The organism is Agrococcus sp. BE272, assembly GCF_031457935.1.
Lineage (GTDB): Bacteria > Actinomycetota > Actinomycetes > Actinomycetales > Microbacteriaceae > Agrococcus > Agrococcus sediminis.
The window spans coordinates 41,021-56,102 of record NZ_JAVDXL010000004.1 but is presented as its reverse complement, the minus strand read 5'-3'; the positions used below and the strand labels follow the sequence as shown (position 1 = coordinate 56,102).

Below are 15,082 nucleotides of genomic sequence, written 5' to 3'. Positions count from 1 at the left end.
TCGGGTGCTCCAGCCCCACCACGACGGCTCCGCCCTCCACGTCTCGACCCTGACGCCCTCGCTCGGCGACACGGTGCGGGTGCGCCTGCGCATCCCGATCGCCCACGACGAGCCGCTCGAGGTGCTCGTGCGGTCGAACCCCGACCGCGAGCCGTTCTTCAACAAGGCCGTGCACATCGGCACCGCAGGCGCCTACCACTGGTGGGAGGCCGAGATCCGGGTCGCGAACCCCGTGCACCGCTACCGCTGGCTCGTGCACTGGCAGTCGGGGCAGACCGACTGGATCAACCAGGAGGGCGTGCACCGCATCGAGACGCGCGACGACGCCGACTTCGCGCTCGTCGCGCACGAGCCGCCGCCGGCGTGGGCGACGGATGCGGTGCTCTACCAGGTGTTCCCCGACCGGTTCGCGCGCTCGGCGCAGGCCGACGAGCACCCGACGCCCGCGTGGGCGGTCGCGGCGGCCTGGGACGACCCGGTGGTCGGCTCCGGCCCGGGCGTCTCCGAGCAGCTCTACGGCGGCGACCTGCCGGGCGTCGAGGCGCACCTCGACCACCTCGTCGACCTGGGCGCGACGGTGCTGTACCTGACCCCCGTCTTCCCGGGCGACTCCAACCACCGGTACAACGCATCCACCTTCGACGTCGTCGACCCGCTGCTCGGCGGCGACGAGGCGCTCGTCTCGCTCGTCGAGGCGGCCCACGCGCGCGGCCTGAAGGTGATGGGCGACCTCACCAGCAACCACACGGGCGACACCCACGCGTGGTTCCGCGCCGCCGCGGCGTCGGAGGATGCGCCGGAGCGGGAGTTCTACTACTTCCACGAGGGCGGCACCTACGCCTCGTGGCTCGGCCACGCCTCGCTGCCGAAGCTCAACTGGAACAGCCAGGAGCTGCGCGACCGCTTCATCGAGGGCCCCGACTCGGTGGTGGGGCGGTGGCTGCGCCCGCCGTTCTCGCTCGACGGGTGGCGCATCGATGTGGCCAACATGACCGGCCGCTACGAGGGCGACGACCTCAACGCCGAGGTGCGCCAGATCATCCGGCGCACGATGCTCGACATCAACCCCGACACCCTCCTGCTCGGCGAGTCGACGAACGACGCGACCGACGACTTCCAGGGCGACGCGTGGCACGGCGCGATGACCTACGCCAACTTCACGCGGCCCGTGTGGGGCTGGCTGTCGGTGCCGGGCTCCGCGGCGTTCGGGGGCCTCGGCATGGCGCGCTCGGTGATCCCGTCGTACACCGGCGTCGACCTGCACGCGCAGCACCAGCGCTTCGTCGCGGGCATCCCGTGGCGCACGCGGCTGCACAACATGAACGCGCTCGACACGCACGACACGCCCCGCTTCGCGACGAACGCCCTGCCCGGTGCCGTGCCCGTGGCGCTCGGCATGGCGGTGTCGCTGCCGGGCATCCCGGTGGTGTGGGCCGGCGACGAGCTGGGCCTCACCGGCGTCAACGGCGAGGACTCCCGCACGCCGATGCCGTGGGCGACGCTCGACGAGCACGCCGGCACGATCGCCCTGCACCGCGAGCTGCTCGCGCTGCGCGCCGACCAGCCGGCGCTGCGGGGCGGGGGGATGCGCTGGGTCCACGTGGGCGAGGAGGTGCTCGTCTGGGTGCGCGAGAGCACCGAGTCGAGCGTGCTCTGCGTCGCTGCGCGCGGCTTCTACGACGTCGTCGTCGAGGAGGGCGTGCTGAGCCTCGAGGGCGAGCCGGCGCCGCTGTTCGGCGACGGCGGGGCGAGCACCTTCGGCTTCGGCGGCCTGCGCCTCACCGGCTCCGGGCCCTCGTTCGCGGCGTGGTCGCTCCCGGGCGTCGAGGTGCCGCGCACCGACGACGAGGAGGAGCGGGAGCTGCTGGCGCTGCTCGACGAGAACGCCTCGCAGGACGCCGCGCTCGCGCACGGCGAGCCGGCCGCGCCGACGCTCACCGCCGCCTGGAGCAAGGACACGCTGCACGAGGACTGACCGGCGCCGGCCCGGCCCCGGCAGGTGTCGAGGGGCCCGCGCGCGGTGCTATGATTTTCCGGTTGCCTACGAGGCAGCGCCCCGATAGCTCAGTGGTAGAGCACTTCCATGGTAAGGAAGGGGTCGCGAGTTCAATCCTCGCTCGGGGCTCGCGTTCGCTTGATGCTTCGTGCTTGGGTGGGCGTCCTGGCGGGGTAGCTCAGTTGGTGAGAGCGCACGACTCATAATCGTGAGGTCGCGGGTTCGAACCCCGCCCTCGCTACCGCCAGTCGGCAGGGGATCGGGCCATCGGCCCGGTCCCCTTCGCTGTCCCCGGCGCCGCTCGCTGGCTAGCCTCGGGGCATGCGCTCGCGCTTCGTGCGACGGTGGATCGCCTGGGTCTCGATCGGCGAGGCCTGCGGCTTCGCGGTCGCGGCCGCCGCGGGCGTGCTCGCCGAGGCGCTGCGCCTCGGCGACGCCGAGCGGCTGGTGCTGCTCGTCGCCGCGGGCGCGGTCGAGGGCGCGGCGCTCGCGACCGGCCAGCACGCGGCGATGGAGCGCGACCGGCCGCGACGGGCCGCCTGGGTCGGCGCGACCGCGGCGGCGGCGTCGCTCGCGTGGCTGCTCGGCATGCTGCCGAGCACGGTGGGGCTGCCGGAGGGGCCGTGGACGGTCGTGCTGCTGGTCGTGGGCGGCGTCGTGCTGCTCGCGACCATCCCGGTCGCGCAGTGGCTCGTGCTGCGCCGCCCCGGCGCGGGCCGGTGGGTGCCAGTCAGCATGGGCGCCTGGCTCGTGGCCATCCTGTGGACCGCGGCGCCGTCGCCGTTCGTGGACGAGTCGAGCCCGGTGCTGCTCGTGGTCGCGCTCTACGTCGTGGCGGGCGCGCTCATGGCGGTGACGGTCGCGGCGCTCACGGCGCCGCTCGCCCGCTCGCTCTTCGCGCGCTGAGCTCCTCCGCGACGCCCCCGGGCGCCGACGGCCCGCTCGCGAGCACCGCGGCGACGGCGGTGCGCAGCACACCGAGCTGCTCGCGCAGGTGCTCCGTGCCGCCGGTGGCGCGCGCCAGGAGCTGCGCGCCCTCGAGGGTCACGAACACGTGGTCGGCCCATGCCTCCGCGTCGAGCTGCGCCGCCGGGCGTGCAGCCGCCGCCGCGCGCAGCAGTCCGAGCACGACCGCGCGCGACGCGTCGGCGGCGCGCTGCACGGGCGCGACCGCCGCGGCGCCCAGCAGCTCGTGCTCGGCGAGCGCCGACGCGGCGAGCGAGCCCGGGCGCGCCGCGGCGCGCTCGAGCTCGCCGAGGAACGCGTCCACGCGCTCCACGGGATCGTCGACGGATGCGGCGCGGTCGTGGGCGCGCAGCAGCAGGGCGACGAGGTGGTCGGCGTGGCGGTCGAGCAGCGTGCGCGCGAGCTCCCGCTTCGACGGGAAGTGGTGGAAGAACGCGCCCTTGCTGGTGCCGGCCGCGCCGATCACCTCGTCGAGCGCCGTGCCGGAGAAGCCGCGGCGCAGCACGAGCCGCTCGGCGGCGTCGAGGATGCGCTGGCGGTTGGAGGAGCCGTCCCGGGGCATGGACGGACCGTACCAGACCGAGTAGTCTGCTACCCGCGGGCGAGCCCGCTCGCACCTGTCGACCGAGGAGGCCCCCGATGGCCGAGCTCGCGCGCCGGTCCATGGCTCCCACCATCGCCGCGAAGCCCTCGCGCCACCACCACCGCGTGCCCGTGCGCGCCGGCCTCGCCTGGCCGAGCCCGGCGCATCCGTTCGTCACCGACGGCGGGCTCGAGACCGACCTCATCTACAACCGCGGCGAGCAGCTCCGGGAGTTCGCCGCCTACCCGCTCCTGCGCACCGAGCGCGGGCGCGCGGTGCTCGACGACTACTACGACGGCTACGCCGCGGTGGCACGGGCCCACGGGGCTGGGCTCCTGCTCGAGACGCCCACCTGGCGGGCGAGCGCCGACTGGGGCGCGAGGCTCGGCGACGACCGGCGCGCGCTCTACGACGTCAACGTGCTGGCGGTGCACCACCTGCTGGCGCTGCGCGAGCGCTACGCCGACATCCGCGACGTGCTCGTTAGCGGCGCGATCGGCCCGCGCGCCGACGCGTACGCCGACATCCCGCCCGTCGACCCCGACGACGCGCACACGTACCACGAGCCGCAGATCGGCGCCTTCGCCGAGGGCGGCGCGCACCTGGTGACGGGCTTCACCCTCTCCGACCCCGGCGAGGCGATCGGCATCGCCCGCGCGGCCTTCTTCCACGGGCTGCCGGCGGTCATCGGCTTCACGGTGGAGGAGGACGGCCGGCTCCGCGGCGGCATGCCGCTGCGCGAGGCGATCGAGCTCGTCGACGCCGAGACCGACACCGTGCACTACATGGTCAACTGCGCGCATCCGCAGCACGTCCTCCGCGGGCTGGGGGACGGCGGCGCCTGGCTCGGACGCATCGCGAGCGTGCGGTGCAACGCGTCGACCCGCACCCACGCCGAGCTCGACCGCGCGACCCGCCTCGACGCCGGCGACATCGACGAGCTGCGGCGCGGGCACGACGCGCTCCGCGAGCGCCTGCCCGGCCTGTCGGTGATCGGCGGCTGCTGCGGCACCGACGCGAGCCACGTCGCCGCCCTCTGGGAGGAGCGCCGCTCTGCCTAGACTGGCCGGGTGCCAGTGAACCCCGAGATCCAGGGCAGGCAGTACCCGCCCACGGCCCCCTACCTGGTCGGCCGCGAGAAGGTGCGCGAGTTCGCGCGCGCCGTGCAGGCCGCGCACCCCGAGCACCTCGACGTCGAGGCCGCCCGCGCCGCCGGCCACGCCGACGTCGTCGCGCCGCCCACGTTCCCGATCGTCATCCAGGAGCTCACCCTGCGGCAGCTGCTCGACGACGACAGCGCCGGCGTCGACTTCACGCGCGTCGTGCACGGCGACCAGCGCTTCACCGCGTCGCGGCCGATCGTGGCCGGCGACGAGCTCACGGCGCAGCTCACCGTCACGAGCGTCAAGTCGCTCGGCGGCAACGACATGGTGACGAGCGAGAGCGTCATCACGGATGCGCGGGGCCGGCACGTGGTCACGGCCACGTCGACGCTCGTGGTGCGGGGGGAGTGACGATGGAGCAGCTCGAGATCGGGCAGGTCGTCGCCGAGCGCGACCTGCACCTCACCCGCGACTCGCTCGTGCGCTACGCGGGCGCCTCCGGCGACTTCAACCCCATCCACTACCGCGACGACGTCGCCGCCGCCGTCGGGCTGCCGGGCGTGCTCGCGCACGGGATGCTGACGATGGGCGCGGCGGTGCAGCCGGTGGTCGACTGGGCCGGCCCCGCGCGCATCCTCGACTACCAGGTGCGCTTCACCCGGCCGGTGGTCGTCGACCCGGAGGCGGGCGCGCAGCTGCACGTCGTCGCCACGGTCGGCCAGCTCGGCGAGGGCACGGCGCGCATCGACCTCACGGTGACGGCCGAGGGCCGCACGGTGCTCGGCAAGGCGCAGGTCGTCGTGGCGACGGACCGATGAGCAGCCGCACGCTCGCCGAGGCGACCACCATGCGGGTCGGCGGCGAGGCGCAGCGCTGGATCGACGCGGCGACGCGCGAGGAGGTCGCGGCGGCCTACGCCGAGGCGCTCGCCGACGACCACGAGCCGCTGCTGCTGCTCGGCGGCGGCTCCAACACGGTCGCGTCGTCCGAGCCCTTCGAGGGCACCGTGCTCCGGGTCGCGACCCGCGGCATCCGCACGCTGCCCGCGGCACCGACGCCGCACCGCCCGGCCGGCGAGGAGCCGCCCGTCGACGACTCGGTCGTGCTGCGCATCGAGGCGGGGGAGCCGTGGGACGAGGTCGTCGCGCGCGCGGTCGCAGACGGCCTCACCGGCATCGAGGCGCTGAGCGGCATCCCCGGGTCGACGGGCGCAGCCCCGATCCAGAACATCGGCGCCTACGGGCAGGAGATCGCGTCGACGCTCGTCGGCATCGAGCTGCTCGAGGCCGAGACGCTCGAGGTGCGCGAGGTGCCGGCCTCCGAGCTGCGGCTCGGCTACCGCGACTCCGCCATCAAGCGCGGCATCCTGCAGGGCGTCGTGCTGTCGGTCGAACTGCGCCTGCGCCGCTCGCCCGACGGCCGCAGCCAGCCGGTGGCCTACCAGCAGCTCGCGACGGCGCTCGGCGTCGAGCTCGGCACGCGCGTGCCGCTCACCGACGTGCGCGACTCGGTGCTGGCGCTCCGCGGCTCGAAGGGCATGGTGCTCTCGGAGGACCCCGACTCCGTGAGCGCGGGCTCGTTCTTCACCAACCCCATCGTCTCGGCCCGCTTCGCCTCGCAGCTGCCGAAGGAGCTGCCGAGCTGGTCGGTCTCGCCCGAGCCCCAGGCCACGGTGCTGCCGCTCGACGCCGACACGCCCGTGCCGTCGCTCGAGCGGCCCGTGCCGCGCGTGAAGCTCTCAGCCGCCTGGCTCATCGAGCACTCCGGCATCTCGCGCGGCTTCTCGCTTCCCGGATCGCGCGCGGCGATCTCGTCGAAGCACACGCTCGCGCTCACGAACCGCGGCGGCGCCACCGGCGAGGAGATCGCCGAGCTCGCCCGCTTCGTGCAGGCGCGCGTCGAGAACCAGTTCGGCGTGCACCTCGTGCCCGAGCCCGTGATGGTGGGGCTGACGCTCTGACGGCGGAATGGCGCTCGCGCGCGGGCGTTGCACCCGGCATGACCGATGCACCCGTGCAGCTGCGCCTCGTCGTCGAGGCCGAGGACTTCGAGGCCGCGCTCGCGTTCTACCGCGACGCGCTCGGCCTGCCCGAGGTCGCCGCCTTCGAGGGCGACGGCGACGCGCGCGTCGCGATCCTCGACGCGGGCCGGGCCACGCTCGAACTCGCCAATCCCGCGCAGAAGCGCATGATCGACCGCATCGAGGCCGGCGGCCGGCCGAGCCCCCGCATCCGCGTCGCCTTCGAGGTCGCCGACGCGCAGGGCGCCACCCGGCGGCTCGAGGGCGCCGGCGCCACCGTCGTCGCAGAGCCCGTCGAGACGCCGTGGCGCTCGCTGAACGCGCGGCTCGAGGCGCCCGCCGACCTCACGCTGACCCTGTTCGAGGAGCTCGACGGCGAGGAGCGCTTCGTCCCGCTCGCTTGATCGACCGCCCGCCACGTGCGAGAGTCGAGAGTCGACACGGTGGGGGACAGCATGGATGAGCACGACGTCGCGCAGCCCGCGGCAGGGCACGGCACGGCACCGATCGAGCACGAGCTCGACGTGGCGGTGAGCCGGGCCAGAGCCTGGGACGCCTACGTGCACGGCATGACCGACTGGTGGCACCCGGGCTGGACCACGAGCGGCTCCGGCCTCGACCACATCGAGGTCGACCCGCACGTCGGCGGCCGCATCGTCGAGCGCAACCGCGACGGCCGCGAGCGCGAGTGGGGCACGGTCACGGATGCCGTCCCGGGCGAGCGCTTCGAGCACACGTTCCACCTGTTCCACGAGGGCGACCACACCACCGTCACGGTCGAGTTCGCCGACCTGCCGCACGGCGGCACGCACGTGCGCTTCTCGCACCACGGCTGGAACGAGAGCAACGCGGGCGACCGCGCGGGCCACCTCGACTGGGAGGCCCTGCTGCAGCGCTACAAGTCGTACGCGCAGCACATCTAGCCGCGCCCGGCGGCCGGCGCGGGCTCAGCTGCGCCGGATCCAGCGGAAGGTGACGGCCGCGACGACCGTGCCGACGACCGCCCAGATGCCGAGCACGAGGGCGACCATCGGCAGGTTCCACGCCTCGCCGACCTCCATGTACCGGCCGATGTCGGGCAGCAGCGCGTAGCGCATGCCGTGCCCGACCCACGCGAGCGGGAACAGGTTCGCGATCGTCTGCAGCCACTCCGGCAGCGCCGGGAAGGCGAGGTAGATGCCCGAGATGAACTGCAGCAGCAGCGCGAGCGGGATCACGACGGCGGATGCGCTGTTGACGGTGCGGGGGATCTGGGCGATCACGACGCCGAGCACCGCGAAGCAGATGAGCGCCGCGAAGAACACCCAGGCGAGCGTCAGCCAGCGCTCCGGCTCGGTGGGCAGCTCGATGCCGAACACGCCCACCGCGACCGCGAGCAGCAGCCCCGCCTGCGCGACCGACGTCACGAGCAGCTGCCCGAGCTTGCCGAGGAAGTACGACAGCACCGGCAGCGGCGTCGCGGCGAGCCGCTGCAGCGTGCCGTCGTTGCGCTCGACGGCGATCTCGATGCCGAGGTTCTGCACGCCCGAGAGGAACACGCCCGCGGCGAGCATCGCGGGCAGGTAGTACTGCGGCTGCGTGACCTGCTGGCCCTCGAGCTCGATCATCGGCGGCAGGGCGCCGAACGCGCTCGCGAAGATCGCGAAGAGCAGCACGGGGAACAGGAACGTGAAGACCAGCGCGTCGCTGCGGCGGAAGTACTGCAGCAGCTCGATGCGCACGCGGTCGGCGGCGCACCGCAGCACGTGACCGGGGCGGATGCCCCGGCGCGGCGGGGCGGGCGCGGTGGCGGTCATGCTGCGGCCTCCTCGGCCTCGACGGAGCCGATGAGGCTCAGGTAGACGTCCTCGAGCGAGGGGCGGATGACCTCGAGGTCGATCGGCTCGCCGGGGAACGACCGCACCACCGACGCCGGCTCGCGCGTGCGCACCTCGCGGCGGCCCGACGCATCCGTCCACCGCACGACGGGCGTGCGCGACTCGGCGCCGCCGATGCGGTCGACCTCGTCGAGCGCGAGCAGCCGGCCGTCGGCGATGATGCCGGCGCGATGCGCGAGCTGCTCGGCCTCCTCGAGGTAGTGGGTCGTGAGCAGGATCGTGGTGCCGTCGGCGGCGACGTCGCGGATGAGCTGCCAGAACGCGCGGCGGGCCTGCGGGTCGAAGCCGGTGGTGGGCTCGTCGAGGAAGAGCACCTCGGGCCGGCCGATGATGCCGAGCGCCACGTCGACGCGGCGCTGCTGGCCGCCCGAGAGCTTGCCGATGCGCCGCGACGCGTGCTCGGCGAGGCCCACCGCCTCGATCGTCTCGTCGACGTCGCGGGCGTTCGGGAACACGCGCGCGAGGTGGGTGAGCATCTCGCGCACCGTGAGCGCGCCCGCCTGCCCGGTCGACTGCAGCACGACGCCGATGCGGCTGCGCCAGTCGCGATCGGCGCGCTGCGGGTCGGCACCGAGCACGCGGGCGGTGCCGGAGGTGGGCACGCGGAAGCCCTCGAGCATCTCGTCGGTGGTCGACTTGCCCGCGCCGTTCGGGCCGAGCAGCGCGAAGGTCTCGCCCTCGGCGATCTCGAACGAGACGTCGTCGACGACCGTGCGCGCGCCGTAGCGCTTGGTCAGGCCGTCCGCGACGACCGCTGGTGCGTGCTGCATGGCTCCAGGCTGGCCCTGTTCGGGCGCGCCGTCATCCCCCCATCGGCGGAGCGCGCCGGCTCAGGCGCCGAAGAGTCGCTGCAGCCGCTGCACGCCCTCGAGCAGCGCGTCGTCGCCGAGCGCGTACGAGAAGCGCAGGTAGCCCGAGGGCCCGAACGCCTCGCCCGGCACCGCGGCGACATCCGCCTGCTCGAGCATGAGGTCGGCGAGCTCGAGGCTCGTCGTGGGCGTCGTGCCGCCCCACTCCCTGCCCAGCAGGCCCGAGACATCCGCGTACGCGTAGAAGGCGCCCTTCGGCGTCGGCACCGAGACGTCGGGGATGCGCGAGAGCTCGCGGACGATCGTCTGGCGGCGGCGGTCGAAGGCGGCGAGCATGTCGGCGACCGCGTCCTGCGGGCCGGTGAGCGCCTCGAGCGCCCCGCGCTGCGCGACGTTGTTGACGTTGCTCGTCAGGTGCGACTGCAGGTTGCCGGCGGCCTTGATGACGTCGGCCGGGCCCACCATCCAGCCCACGCGCCAGCCGGTCATGGCGTAGGTCTTCGCGACCCCGTTGACGAGGATCGTGCGGTCGGCGAGCGCCGGCACGGCCTCGACGACCGAGACGGCGCGCTCGCCGTCGTAGACGAGGTTCTGGTAGATCTCGTCGCTGATGACCCACAGCCCGTTGGCGTCGGCCCACTCGGCGATCTCGCGGATGCGCTCGGGCGGGTAGACCGCGCCGGTCGGGTTCGAGGGGCTCACCATGAGCAGCGCCTTGGTGCGGCCCGTGCGGGCGGCCTCGAGCTGGTCGACGGTGACGAGGTAGCCCTGGTCGGCGCCGGCGAAGACGTCGACCTGCACGCCGCCGGTGAGGGCGATCGCCTCGGGGTACGTCGTCCAGTACGGGGTCGGCACGAGCACCTCGTCGCCCGGGTCGAGGATCGTCTGGAACGCCTGGTAGACCGACTGCTTGCCGCCGTTCGTGACGAGCGTCTGGCTCGCCTCGACCTCGAGGCCCGAGTCGCGCGCGGTCTTCGCGGCGATCGCCTCGCGCAGCTCCGGCAGGCCGGGGGCCGGCGTGTACCGGTAGTTCCTCGGGTCGGCGAGCGCACGCTGCGCGGCCTCGACGATGTTCGGGGGCGTGGCGAAGTCGGGCTCGCCCGCGGCGTAGGAGATCACGTCGCGGCCGGCGGCCTTGAGCGCCTTGGCCTTCGCGTCGACCTTCAGGGTCGCGGATTCGTTGATGGCGGCGATGCGCGCGGCGATGCGGTTCACGGCACCAAGCCTACGGCGGCGCGCGTGCGCCGGGCGGCGAAGTGGACAGCACGGGCCCCGTCCCCGTATGCTGTTCCCTTGGTGGTTGACGACCGCCATGATGTCGCATGCCCTTGCCGGGGCCGGCGCGCATGGCACTCCACCCGCCCAGGGCGGTGGCGCAATTGGTAGCGCAGCGGTCTCCAAAACCGCAGGTTGCAGGTTCGAGTCCTGTCCGCCCTGCTCGAGGCGCCCGCGAGGGCGCCTGATGGGCCTCGGCATTCGCCGGGCCGAACGAACGAAGGGTCACCGTGGCTGAGAACGCGATCGAGGAGGCACCCCGCACTCGCGAGGGTGCGTCTCGCAACCCGTTCGTGCGCCTGTGGACCTTCCTCAAGGAAGTCCTGGTCGAGCTCCGCAAGGTCGTCACCCCGACCCGCAAGGAGCTGGTCCGCTACACGCTCGTCGTGCTGGTGTTCGTCGTGCTGATGATGCTGCTGGTGGTCGCCTTCGACACCGTGTTCTACGGCCTGGCCGGGTGGATCTTCGGTGACATCCCGCCGTTCGGCCTCGCGGGCTGAGCCCGACCGAGACGTGAAGGAGAAGGTGGACTGTGTCTGACGTCAACGACCTCGACATCGAGCTGAACAAGGCGCTCGACGACCTCGTCCCTGCCGACGAGAAGCCGGCCGAGCCGGAGGCCGACCCGTACGAGGAGTTCAAGCGCGAGCTGCGCCTGAAGCCCGGCCGCTGGTACGTCATCCACTCGTACGCCGGCTACGAGAAGAAGGTCAAGGCCAACATCGCCTCGCGTGCCGAGAACATGCAGGTCGACGGCATCTACGAGATCCAGGTCCCCACGGAGGACGTGCTCGAGACGAAGAACGGCCAGGCGAAGCGCGTCAACCGCGTGCGCGTCCCCGGCTACGTGCTCGTGCGCATGGAGCTCGACGAGGACACCTGGTCGGTCGTCCGCCACACGCCCGGCGTCACCGGCTTCGTCGGCAACGCCCACAACCCCGCCCCGCTGCGCTTCGACGAGGCCTTCACGATGCTGAAGCCGATCGCCGACGAGCAGCTCGCCGAGCAGCAGAAGTCGGCGCCCTCGCAGCAGCCCAGCCAGGTCGCGGTCGAGGTCGACTTCGAGGTGGGCGAGACCATCACGATCACCGAGGGCTCGTTCGCGGGCTTCCCCGGCACGATCAGCGAGATCCAGCCGGCGAGCCGCAAGCTCACCGTGCTCGTCAGCCTGTTCGAGCGCGAGACTCCGGTCGAGCTCGGCTTCGGTCAGGTCAGCAAGCTCTAGTCCCTCTCAAGAGGGCTGGATGCGGTCCCGCGCGTCGGTGGACGCGCGGCCGCGACACACCAAGAAGGAAGAGACATGGCACCCAAGAAGAAGGTCACGGGTCTGATCAAGCTGCAGATCCAGGCCGGCGCCGCCAACCCCGCGCCGCCGGTCGGTCCGGCGCTCGGCCAGCACGGCGTCAACATCATGGAGTTCTGCAAGGCGTACAACGCCGCGACGGAGAACCAGCGCGGCAACGTCATCCCGGTCGAGATCACCGTCTACGAGGACCGCTCGTTCGACTTCGTGCTCAAGACCCCGCCGGCCGCAGAGCTCATCAAGAAGGCCGCAGGCGTCAAGAAGGGCTCCGGCGTCCCGCACACGACGAAGGTCGGCAAGCTCACGATGGCGCAGGTCGAGGAGATCGCGCAGCAGAAGCTGCCCGACCTCAACGCGAACGACATCGAGGGCGCGAAGAAGATCGTCGCCGGCACCGCCCGCTCCATGGGCATCACCGTCGAGGGCTGACCTCGACCGAGCCGCTCGGCTCACCAGTGGGAGCGCCGGCCAGGCGCGCACCGCGAACTCTGGAACAGGAGAAGAACATGGCACAGAAGTCCAAGGCCTACCGGGCCGCAGCCGCGAAGATCGAGGCTGACAAGCAGTACACCCCCGCCGAGGCCGTCGCGCTCGCCCGCGAGACCGGCTCGAGCAAGACCGACTCCACCGTCGAGGTCGCGCTCAAGCTCGGCGTCGACCCCCGCAAGGCAGACCAGATGGTCCGCGGTACCGTTTCTCTTCCTCACGGCACCGGCAAGACCGCTCGCGTCATCGTCTTCGCGCAGGGTCCGGCCGCCGAGGCCGCCATCGCCGCCGGCGCCGACGAGGTCGGCTCCGACGAGCTCATCGAGAAGGTGGCCGCGGGCTGGACGCAGTTCGACGCCGCCGTCGCGAGCCCCGAGCTCATGGGCAAGGTCGGCCGTCTCGGCAAGGTGCTCGGCCCGCGCGGCCTGATGCCGAACCCGAAGACGGGCACCGTCACGCCGAACGTGGCGCAGGCCGTGACCGACATCAAGGGCGGCCGCATCGAGTTCCGCGTCGACAAGCACGCCAACGTGCACTTCATCGTCGGCAAGGCCTCGTTCTCGGAGGAGCAGCTGACCGACAACATCACGGCAGCGCTCGACGAGGTCGTCCGCCTCAAGCCGTCGTCGTCGAAGGGCCGCTACATCCAGAAGGCCACCGTCTCGACGACGTTCGGCCCCGGCGTCCCGGTCGACGTCACCTCGATCTGACCGATCGCATCCTCGAGAGCCCCGCTTCGGCGGGGCTCTCGTCGTATCCGGCGCCCGAGACGGGCGCCGGCCGGGATGCGCGAAACCGGATCGTGATGCGCCCGTGACATCGGCGGCGCCTATGAGCGGCTAGGTTGTCCCTACGCACGCTCACGGCCGAGCCGCGCGGTGTGCGAACAGTCCCAAGAGGAAAGGTCCAGCACCGTGATCCCATCCCCGAAGCGACGCCTGCTCGCAGGCCTCGCAGGTGGCGCAGCCCTGACGCTCGTGCTCACCGGATGCATCCAGAGCGAGCGCGACTCCGGCACCGACGGCGGCGACACCGCCGCGCCGAGCGACGTCGACTCGACGTTCGTGTTCGCCGCGTCGTCCGACCCGTCGGGCCTCGACCCGGCGTTCGCGTCCGACGGCGAGACGTTCCGCGTCTCCCGCCAGATCTTCGAGGGCCTCGTCGGCGTCGAGCCGGGCACCGCCGACCCCGCCCCGCTGCTCGCCGAGAGCTGGGAGCCGAGCGAGGACGGCACGTCGTACACGTTCACACTGAAGAGCGACGTGATGTTCCACGACGGCACCCCGTTCGACGCCGAGGCCGTCTGCGCCAACTTCGACCGCTGGTACAACTGGACCGGCCTCACCGCGACCGAGAGCCTCTCGTACTACTACGGCTCGCTCTACGGCGGCTTCGCCGGCGACGACGACGCGCTCTACGAGTCGTGCACCGCCGACGACGAGACGACCGCGACGATCAACCTGACGCGCCCCTTCTCGGGCTTCATCGCATCCCTCTCGCTCCCGGCGTTCGCGATGCAGAGCCCGACCGCGATGGAGGAGTACGGCGCCGACGAGGTGGGCGGCTCCGAGGAGGCCCCCGAGTACAGCGAGTACGGCGAGGCGCACCCGACGGGCACCGGCCCGTTCGTGTTCGAGTCGTGGTCGCCCGGCGAGGAGGTCGTGCTCGCGGCCAACCCCGACTACTGGGGCGAGCAGGGCCAGGTGCAGGAGATCGTCTTCCGCATCATCGACGACCCGACCGCTCGCCGCCAGGCGCTCGAGTCGGGCGACGTCGACGGCTACGACCTCGTCGCGCCGGCCGACACCGCCGCCCTCGAGGAGGCCGGCTTCAACGTGATGCAGCGCGACCCGTTCACGATCCTCTACCTCGGCTTCAACCAGACGGTGCCCGAGCTGCAGGACATCCGGGTGCGCCAGGCGATCGCCCACGCGATCGACCGCGAGGCGCTCGTGACGCAGGTGCTCCCCGAGGGCACCGAGGTCGCGTCGCAGTTCATCCCGGATGTCGTGAACGGCTACAACGACGGCGTGACCGACTACGAGTACGACCCCGAGCGCGCGCAGGAGCTGCTCGCCGAGGCCGGCTTCGAGGACGGGCTGACGCTGCAGTTCAACTACCCGGTCAACATCTCGCGGCCGTACATGCCGAACCCGGAGGACATCTTCACGACGCTCTCCTCGCAGCTGCAGGAGGTCGGCATCACCGTCGAGCCCGTCTCGGACGAGTGGACCGACTACCTCGACCGCATGCGCGGCACCGACGACCACGGCATCCACCTGCTCGGCTGGACCGGTGACTACAACGACACCGACAACTTCGTCGGCGTCTTCTTCAACGGCTACTCCAACGAGTGGGGCTTCGAGAACGAGGAGCTGTTCTCGGCGCTGAGCGAGGCCCGCCAGCTGCCCGACCCCGAGGAGGCGGGTGCCGCCTACGAGGAGATCAACGAGCAGATCGCCCAGTTCGTGCCCGGCGTGCCGCTCGCGCACCCGGCGCCGTCGCTGGCGTTCGACCCGCGGGTCACCTCCTACCCGGCGAGCCCCGTCAACGACGAGGTGTTCAACATGATCGAGCTGAGCGAGTAGCCTGCATCGATCACCCGGATGCCGCGGGCCGGTCTCGGCCCGCGGCATCCGCCACGCACGGCGCGCATCCGCGCCG

16 protein-coding genes, 3 tRNA genes and 1 pseudogene are annotated in these 15,082 nt (G+C 72.5%); 16 read left to right on the top strand and 4 right to left on the bottom strand.

Annotation, left to right across the window (positions count from 1 at the left end; all coding sequences use genetic code 11):
• The first annotated feature begins 4 nt into the window (after positions 1 to 4).
• The 4 genes from J2X49_RS12105 to J2X49_RS12090 all read left to right on the top strand — a co-directional run bounded on the left by J2X49_RS12105 (position 5) and on the right by J2X49_RS12090 (position 2,902).
• Complete coding sequence (locus tag J2X49_RS12105; protein WP_310126665.1) at positions 5 to 1,975, top strand: glycoside hydrolase family 13 protein; 1,971 nt, start codon at positions 5 to 7, stop codon at positions 1,973 to 1,975.
• A 78-nt stretch (positions 1,976 to 2,053) separates the two neighbouring features.
• Positions 2,054 to 2,125, top strand: a tRNA-Thr gene (locus J2X49_RS12100).
• Between the two features lie 38 nt (positions 2,126 to 2,163).
• Positions 2,164 to 2,237: transfer RNA gene (locus J2X49_RS12095), tRNA-Met, on the top strand.
• 80 nt (positions 2,238 to 2,317) lie between these two features.
• Positions 2,318 to 2,902 carry a hypothetical protein gene (locus tag J2X49_RS12090; protein WP_128188389.1) on the top strand — a complete coding sequence of 195 codons (585 nt, stop codon included), beginning with the start codon at positions 2,318 to 2,320 and terminating at the stop codon, positions 2,900 to 2,902.
• Here the strand turns inward: J2X49_RS12090 and J2X49_RS12085 are convergent.
• Positions 2,865 to 3,524, bottom strand: coding sequence for a helix-turn-helix domain-containing protein (locus J2X49_RS12085; protein ID WP_310126663.1), 660 nt, complete (start codon positions 3,522 to 3,524; stop codon positions 2,865 to 2,867). The two genes, J2X49_RS12090 and J2X49_RS12085, sit on opposite strands and share 38 nt — an antisense overlap.
• Before the next feature lie 77 nt (positions 3,525 to 3,601).
• Here J2X49_RS12085 and J2X49_RS12080 point away from each other — a divergent pair, with 77 nt between their 5' ends.
• The 6 genes from J2X49_RS12080 to J2X49_RS12055 are packed head-to-tail and all read left to right on the top strand — an operon-like array spanning position 3,602 to position 7,591.
• Complete coding sequence (locus J2X49_RS12080; RefSeq protein ID WP_310126661.1) at positions 3,602 to 4,606, top strand: homocysteine S-methyltransferase family protein; 1,005 nt, start codon at positions 3,602 to 3,604, stop codon at positions 4,604 to 4,606.
• A gap of 9 nt (positions 4,607 to 4,615) precedes the next feature.
• Positions 4,616 to 5,059 (top strand): MaoC family dehydratase N-terminal domain-containing protein, encoded by a 444-nt coding sequence (locus tag J2X49_RS12075; RefSeq protein ID WP_128188387.1) that lies wholly within the window; start codon positions 4,616 to 4,618, stop codon positions 5,057 to 5,059.
• Between the two features lie 2 nt (positions 5,060 to 5,061).
• Positions 5,062 to 5,466 carry a MaoC/PaaZ C-terminal domain-containing protein gene (locus J2X49_RS12070; RefSeq protein ID WP_128188386.1) on the top strand — a complete coding sequence of 135 codons (405 nt, stop codon included), beginning with the start codon at positions 5,062 to 5,064 and terminating at the stop codon, positions 5,464 to 5,466.
• Entirely contained in the window at positions 5,463 to 6,608 is a 1,146-nt protein-coding gene (locus J2X49_RS12065) for a UDP-N-acetylmuramate dehydrogenase (protein WP_310126656.1), read from the top strand. The genes J2X49_RS12070 and J2X49_RS12065 overlap by 4 nt, the downstream gene beginning before the upstream one ends.
• Positions 6,609 to 6,646: 38 nt before the next feature.
• Positions 6,647 to 7,072: a VOC family protein gene (locus J2X49_RS12060; protein ID WP_310126653.1), complete on the top strand. Its 426-nt coding sequence runs from the start codon at positions 6,647 to 6,649 to the stop codon at positions 7,070 to 7,072.
• A gap of 51 nt (positions 7,073 to 7,123) precedes the next feature.
• Positions 7,124 to 7,591, top strand: coding sequence for an SRPBCC domain-containing protein (locus tag J2X49_RS12055; RefSeq protein ID WP_246992268.1), 468 nt, complete (start codon positions 7,124 to 7,126; stop codon positions 7,589 to 7,591).
• A 24-nt stretch (positions 7,592 to 7,615) separates the two neighbouring features.
• On the opposite strand, the gene J2X49_RS12050 is transcribed toward J2X49_RS12055, so the two are convergent.
• From J2X49_RS12050 to J2X49_RS12040, 3 genes are read right to left on the bottom strand one after another with little or no spacing between them, the layout of a single operon-like run.
• Positions 7,616 to 8,464 carry an ABC transporter permease gene (locus J2X49_RS12050; protein ID WP_310126644.1) on the bottom strand — a complete coding sequence of 283 codons (849 nt, stop codon included), beginning with the start codon at positions 8,462 to 8,464 and terminating at the stop codon, positions 7,616 to 7,618.
• Positions 8,461 to 9,315, bottom strand: a complete 855-nt coding sequence (locus J2X49_RS12045) for an ABC transporter ATP-binding protein (protein ID WP_310126641.1) — start codon at positions 9,313 to 9,315, stop codon at positions 8,461 to 8,463. Before J2X49_RS12045 ends, J2X49_RS12050 begins: the two co-directional genes overlap by 4 nt.
• 60 nt (positions 9,316 to 9,375) lie before the next feature.
• Positions 9,376 to 10,569, bottom strand: coding sequence for a pyridoxal phosphate-dependent aminotransferase (locus tag J2X49_RS12040; protein ID WP_310126638.1), 1,194 nt, complete (start codon positions 10,567 to 10,569; stop codon positions 9,376 to 9,378).
• Between the two features lie 149 nt (positions 10,570 to 10,718).
• On the opposite strand from J2X49_RS12040, the gene J2X49_RS12035 reads away from it, so the two are divergent.
• From J2X49_RS12035 to J2X49_RS12010, 6 genes and pseudogenes are all read left to right on the top strand, one after another.
• Positions 10,719 to 10,791: transfer RNA gene (locus J2X49_RS12035), tRNA-Trp, on the top strand.
• Between the two features lie 68 nt (positions 10,792 to 10,859).
• Positions 10,860 to 11,129: a preprotein translocase subunit SecE gene (secE, locus tag J2X49_RS12030; protein ID WP_128188379.1), complete on the top strand. Its 270-nt coding sequence runs from the start codon at positions 10,860 to 10,862 to the stop codon at positions 11,127 to 11,129.
• 119 nt (positions 11,130 to 11,248) lie between these two features.
• Positions 11,249 to 11,854 (top strand): annotated as a pseudogene (nusG, locus tag J2X49_RS12025) (transcription termination/antitermination protein NusG); the annotation flags it as partial.
• A 75-nt stretch (positions 11,855 to 11,929) separates the two neighbouring features.
• Positions 11,930 to 12,361: a 50S ribosomal protein L11 gene (gene rplK / locus J2X49_RS12020; protein ID WP_128188377.1), complete on the top strand. Its 432-nt coding sequence runs from the start codon at positions 11,930 to 11,932 to the stop codon at positions 12,359 to 12,361.
• 77 nt (positions 12,362 to 12,438) lie between these two features.
• Positions 12,439 to 13,128, top strand: coding sequence for a 50S ribosomal protein L1 (gene rplA / locus J2X49_RS12015; RefSeq protein WP_246992260.1), 690 nt, complete (start codon positions 12,439 to 12,441; stop codon positions 13,126 to 13,128).
• A 204-nt stretch (positions 13,129 to 13,332) separates the two neighbouring features.
• Positions 13,333 to 15,006 carry an ABC transporter substrate-binding protein gene (locus J2X49_RS12010; RefSeq protein WP_146358130.1) on the top strand — a complete coding sequence of 558 codons (1,674 nt, stop codon included), beginning with the start codon at positions 13,333 to 13,335 and terminating at the stop codon, positions 15,004 to 15,006.
• Positions 15,007 to 15,082: the final 76 nt, after the last annotated feature.

Coding starts and splice junctions, on each gene's coding strand:
- J2X49_RS12090 (WP_128188389.1), top strand. CDS start 2,318: ATGCGCTCGCGCTTCGTGCGACGGTGGATCGCCTGGGTCTCGATCGGC.
- J2X49_RS12085 (WP_310126663.1), bottom strand. CDS start 3,524: ATGCCCCGGGACGGCTCCTCCAACCGCCAGCGCATCCTCGACGCCGCC.
- J2X49_RS12080 (WP_310126661.1), top strand. CDS start 3,602: ATGGCCGAGCTCGCGCGCCGGTCCATGGCTCCCACCATCGCCGCGAAG.
- J2X49_RS12070 (WP_128188386.1), top strand. CDS start 5,062: ATGGAGCAGCTCGAGATCGGGCAGGTCGTCGCCGAGCGCGACCTGCAC.
- J2X49_RS12065 (WP_310126656.1), top strand. CDS start 5,463: ATGAGCAGCCGCACGCTCGCCGAGGCGACCACCATGCGGGTCGGCGGC.
- J2X49_RS12060 (WP_310126653.1), top strand. CDS start 6,647: ATGACCGATGCACCCGTGCAGCTGCGCCTCGTCGTCGAGGCCGAGGAC.
- J2X49_RS12055 (WP_246992268.1), top strand. CDS start 7,124: ATGGATGAGCACGACGTCGCGCAGCCCGCGGCAGGGCACGGCACGGCA.
- J2X49_RS12050 (WP_310126644.1), bottom strand. CDS start 8,464: ATGACCGCCACCGCGCCCGCCCCGCCGCGCCGGGGCATCCGCCCCGGT.
- J2X49_RS12045 (WP_310126641.1), bottom strand. CDS start 9,315: ATGCAGCACGCACCAGCGGTCGTCGCGGACGGCCTGACCAAGCGCTAC.
- rplK (WP_128188377.1), top strand. CDS start 11,930: ATGGCACCCAAGAAGAAGGTCACGGGTCTGATCAAGCTGCAGATCCAG.
- rplA (WP_246992260.1), top strand. CDS start 12,439: ATGGCACAGAAGTCCAAGGCCTACCGGGCCGCAGCCGCGAAGATCGAG.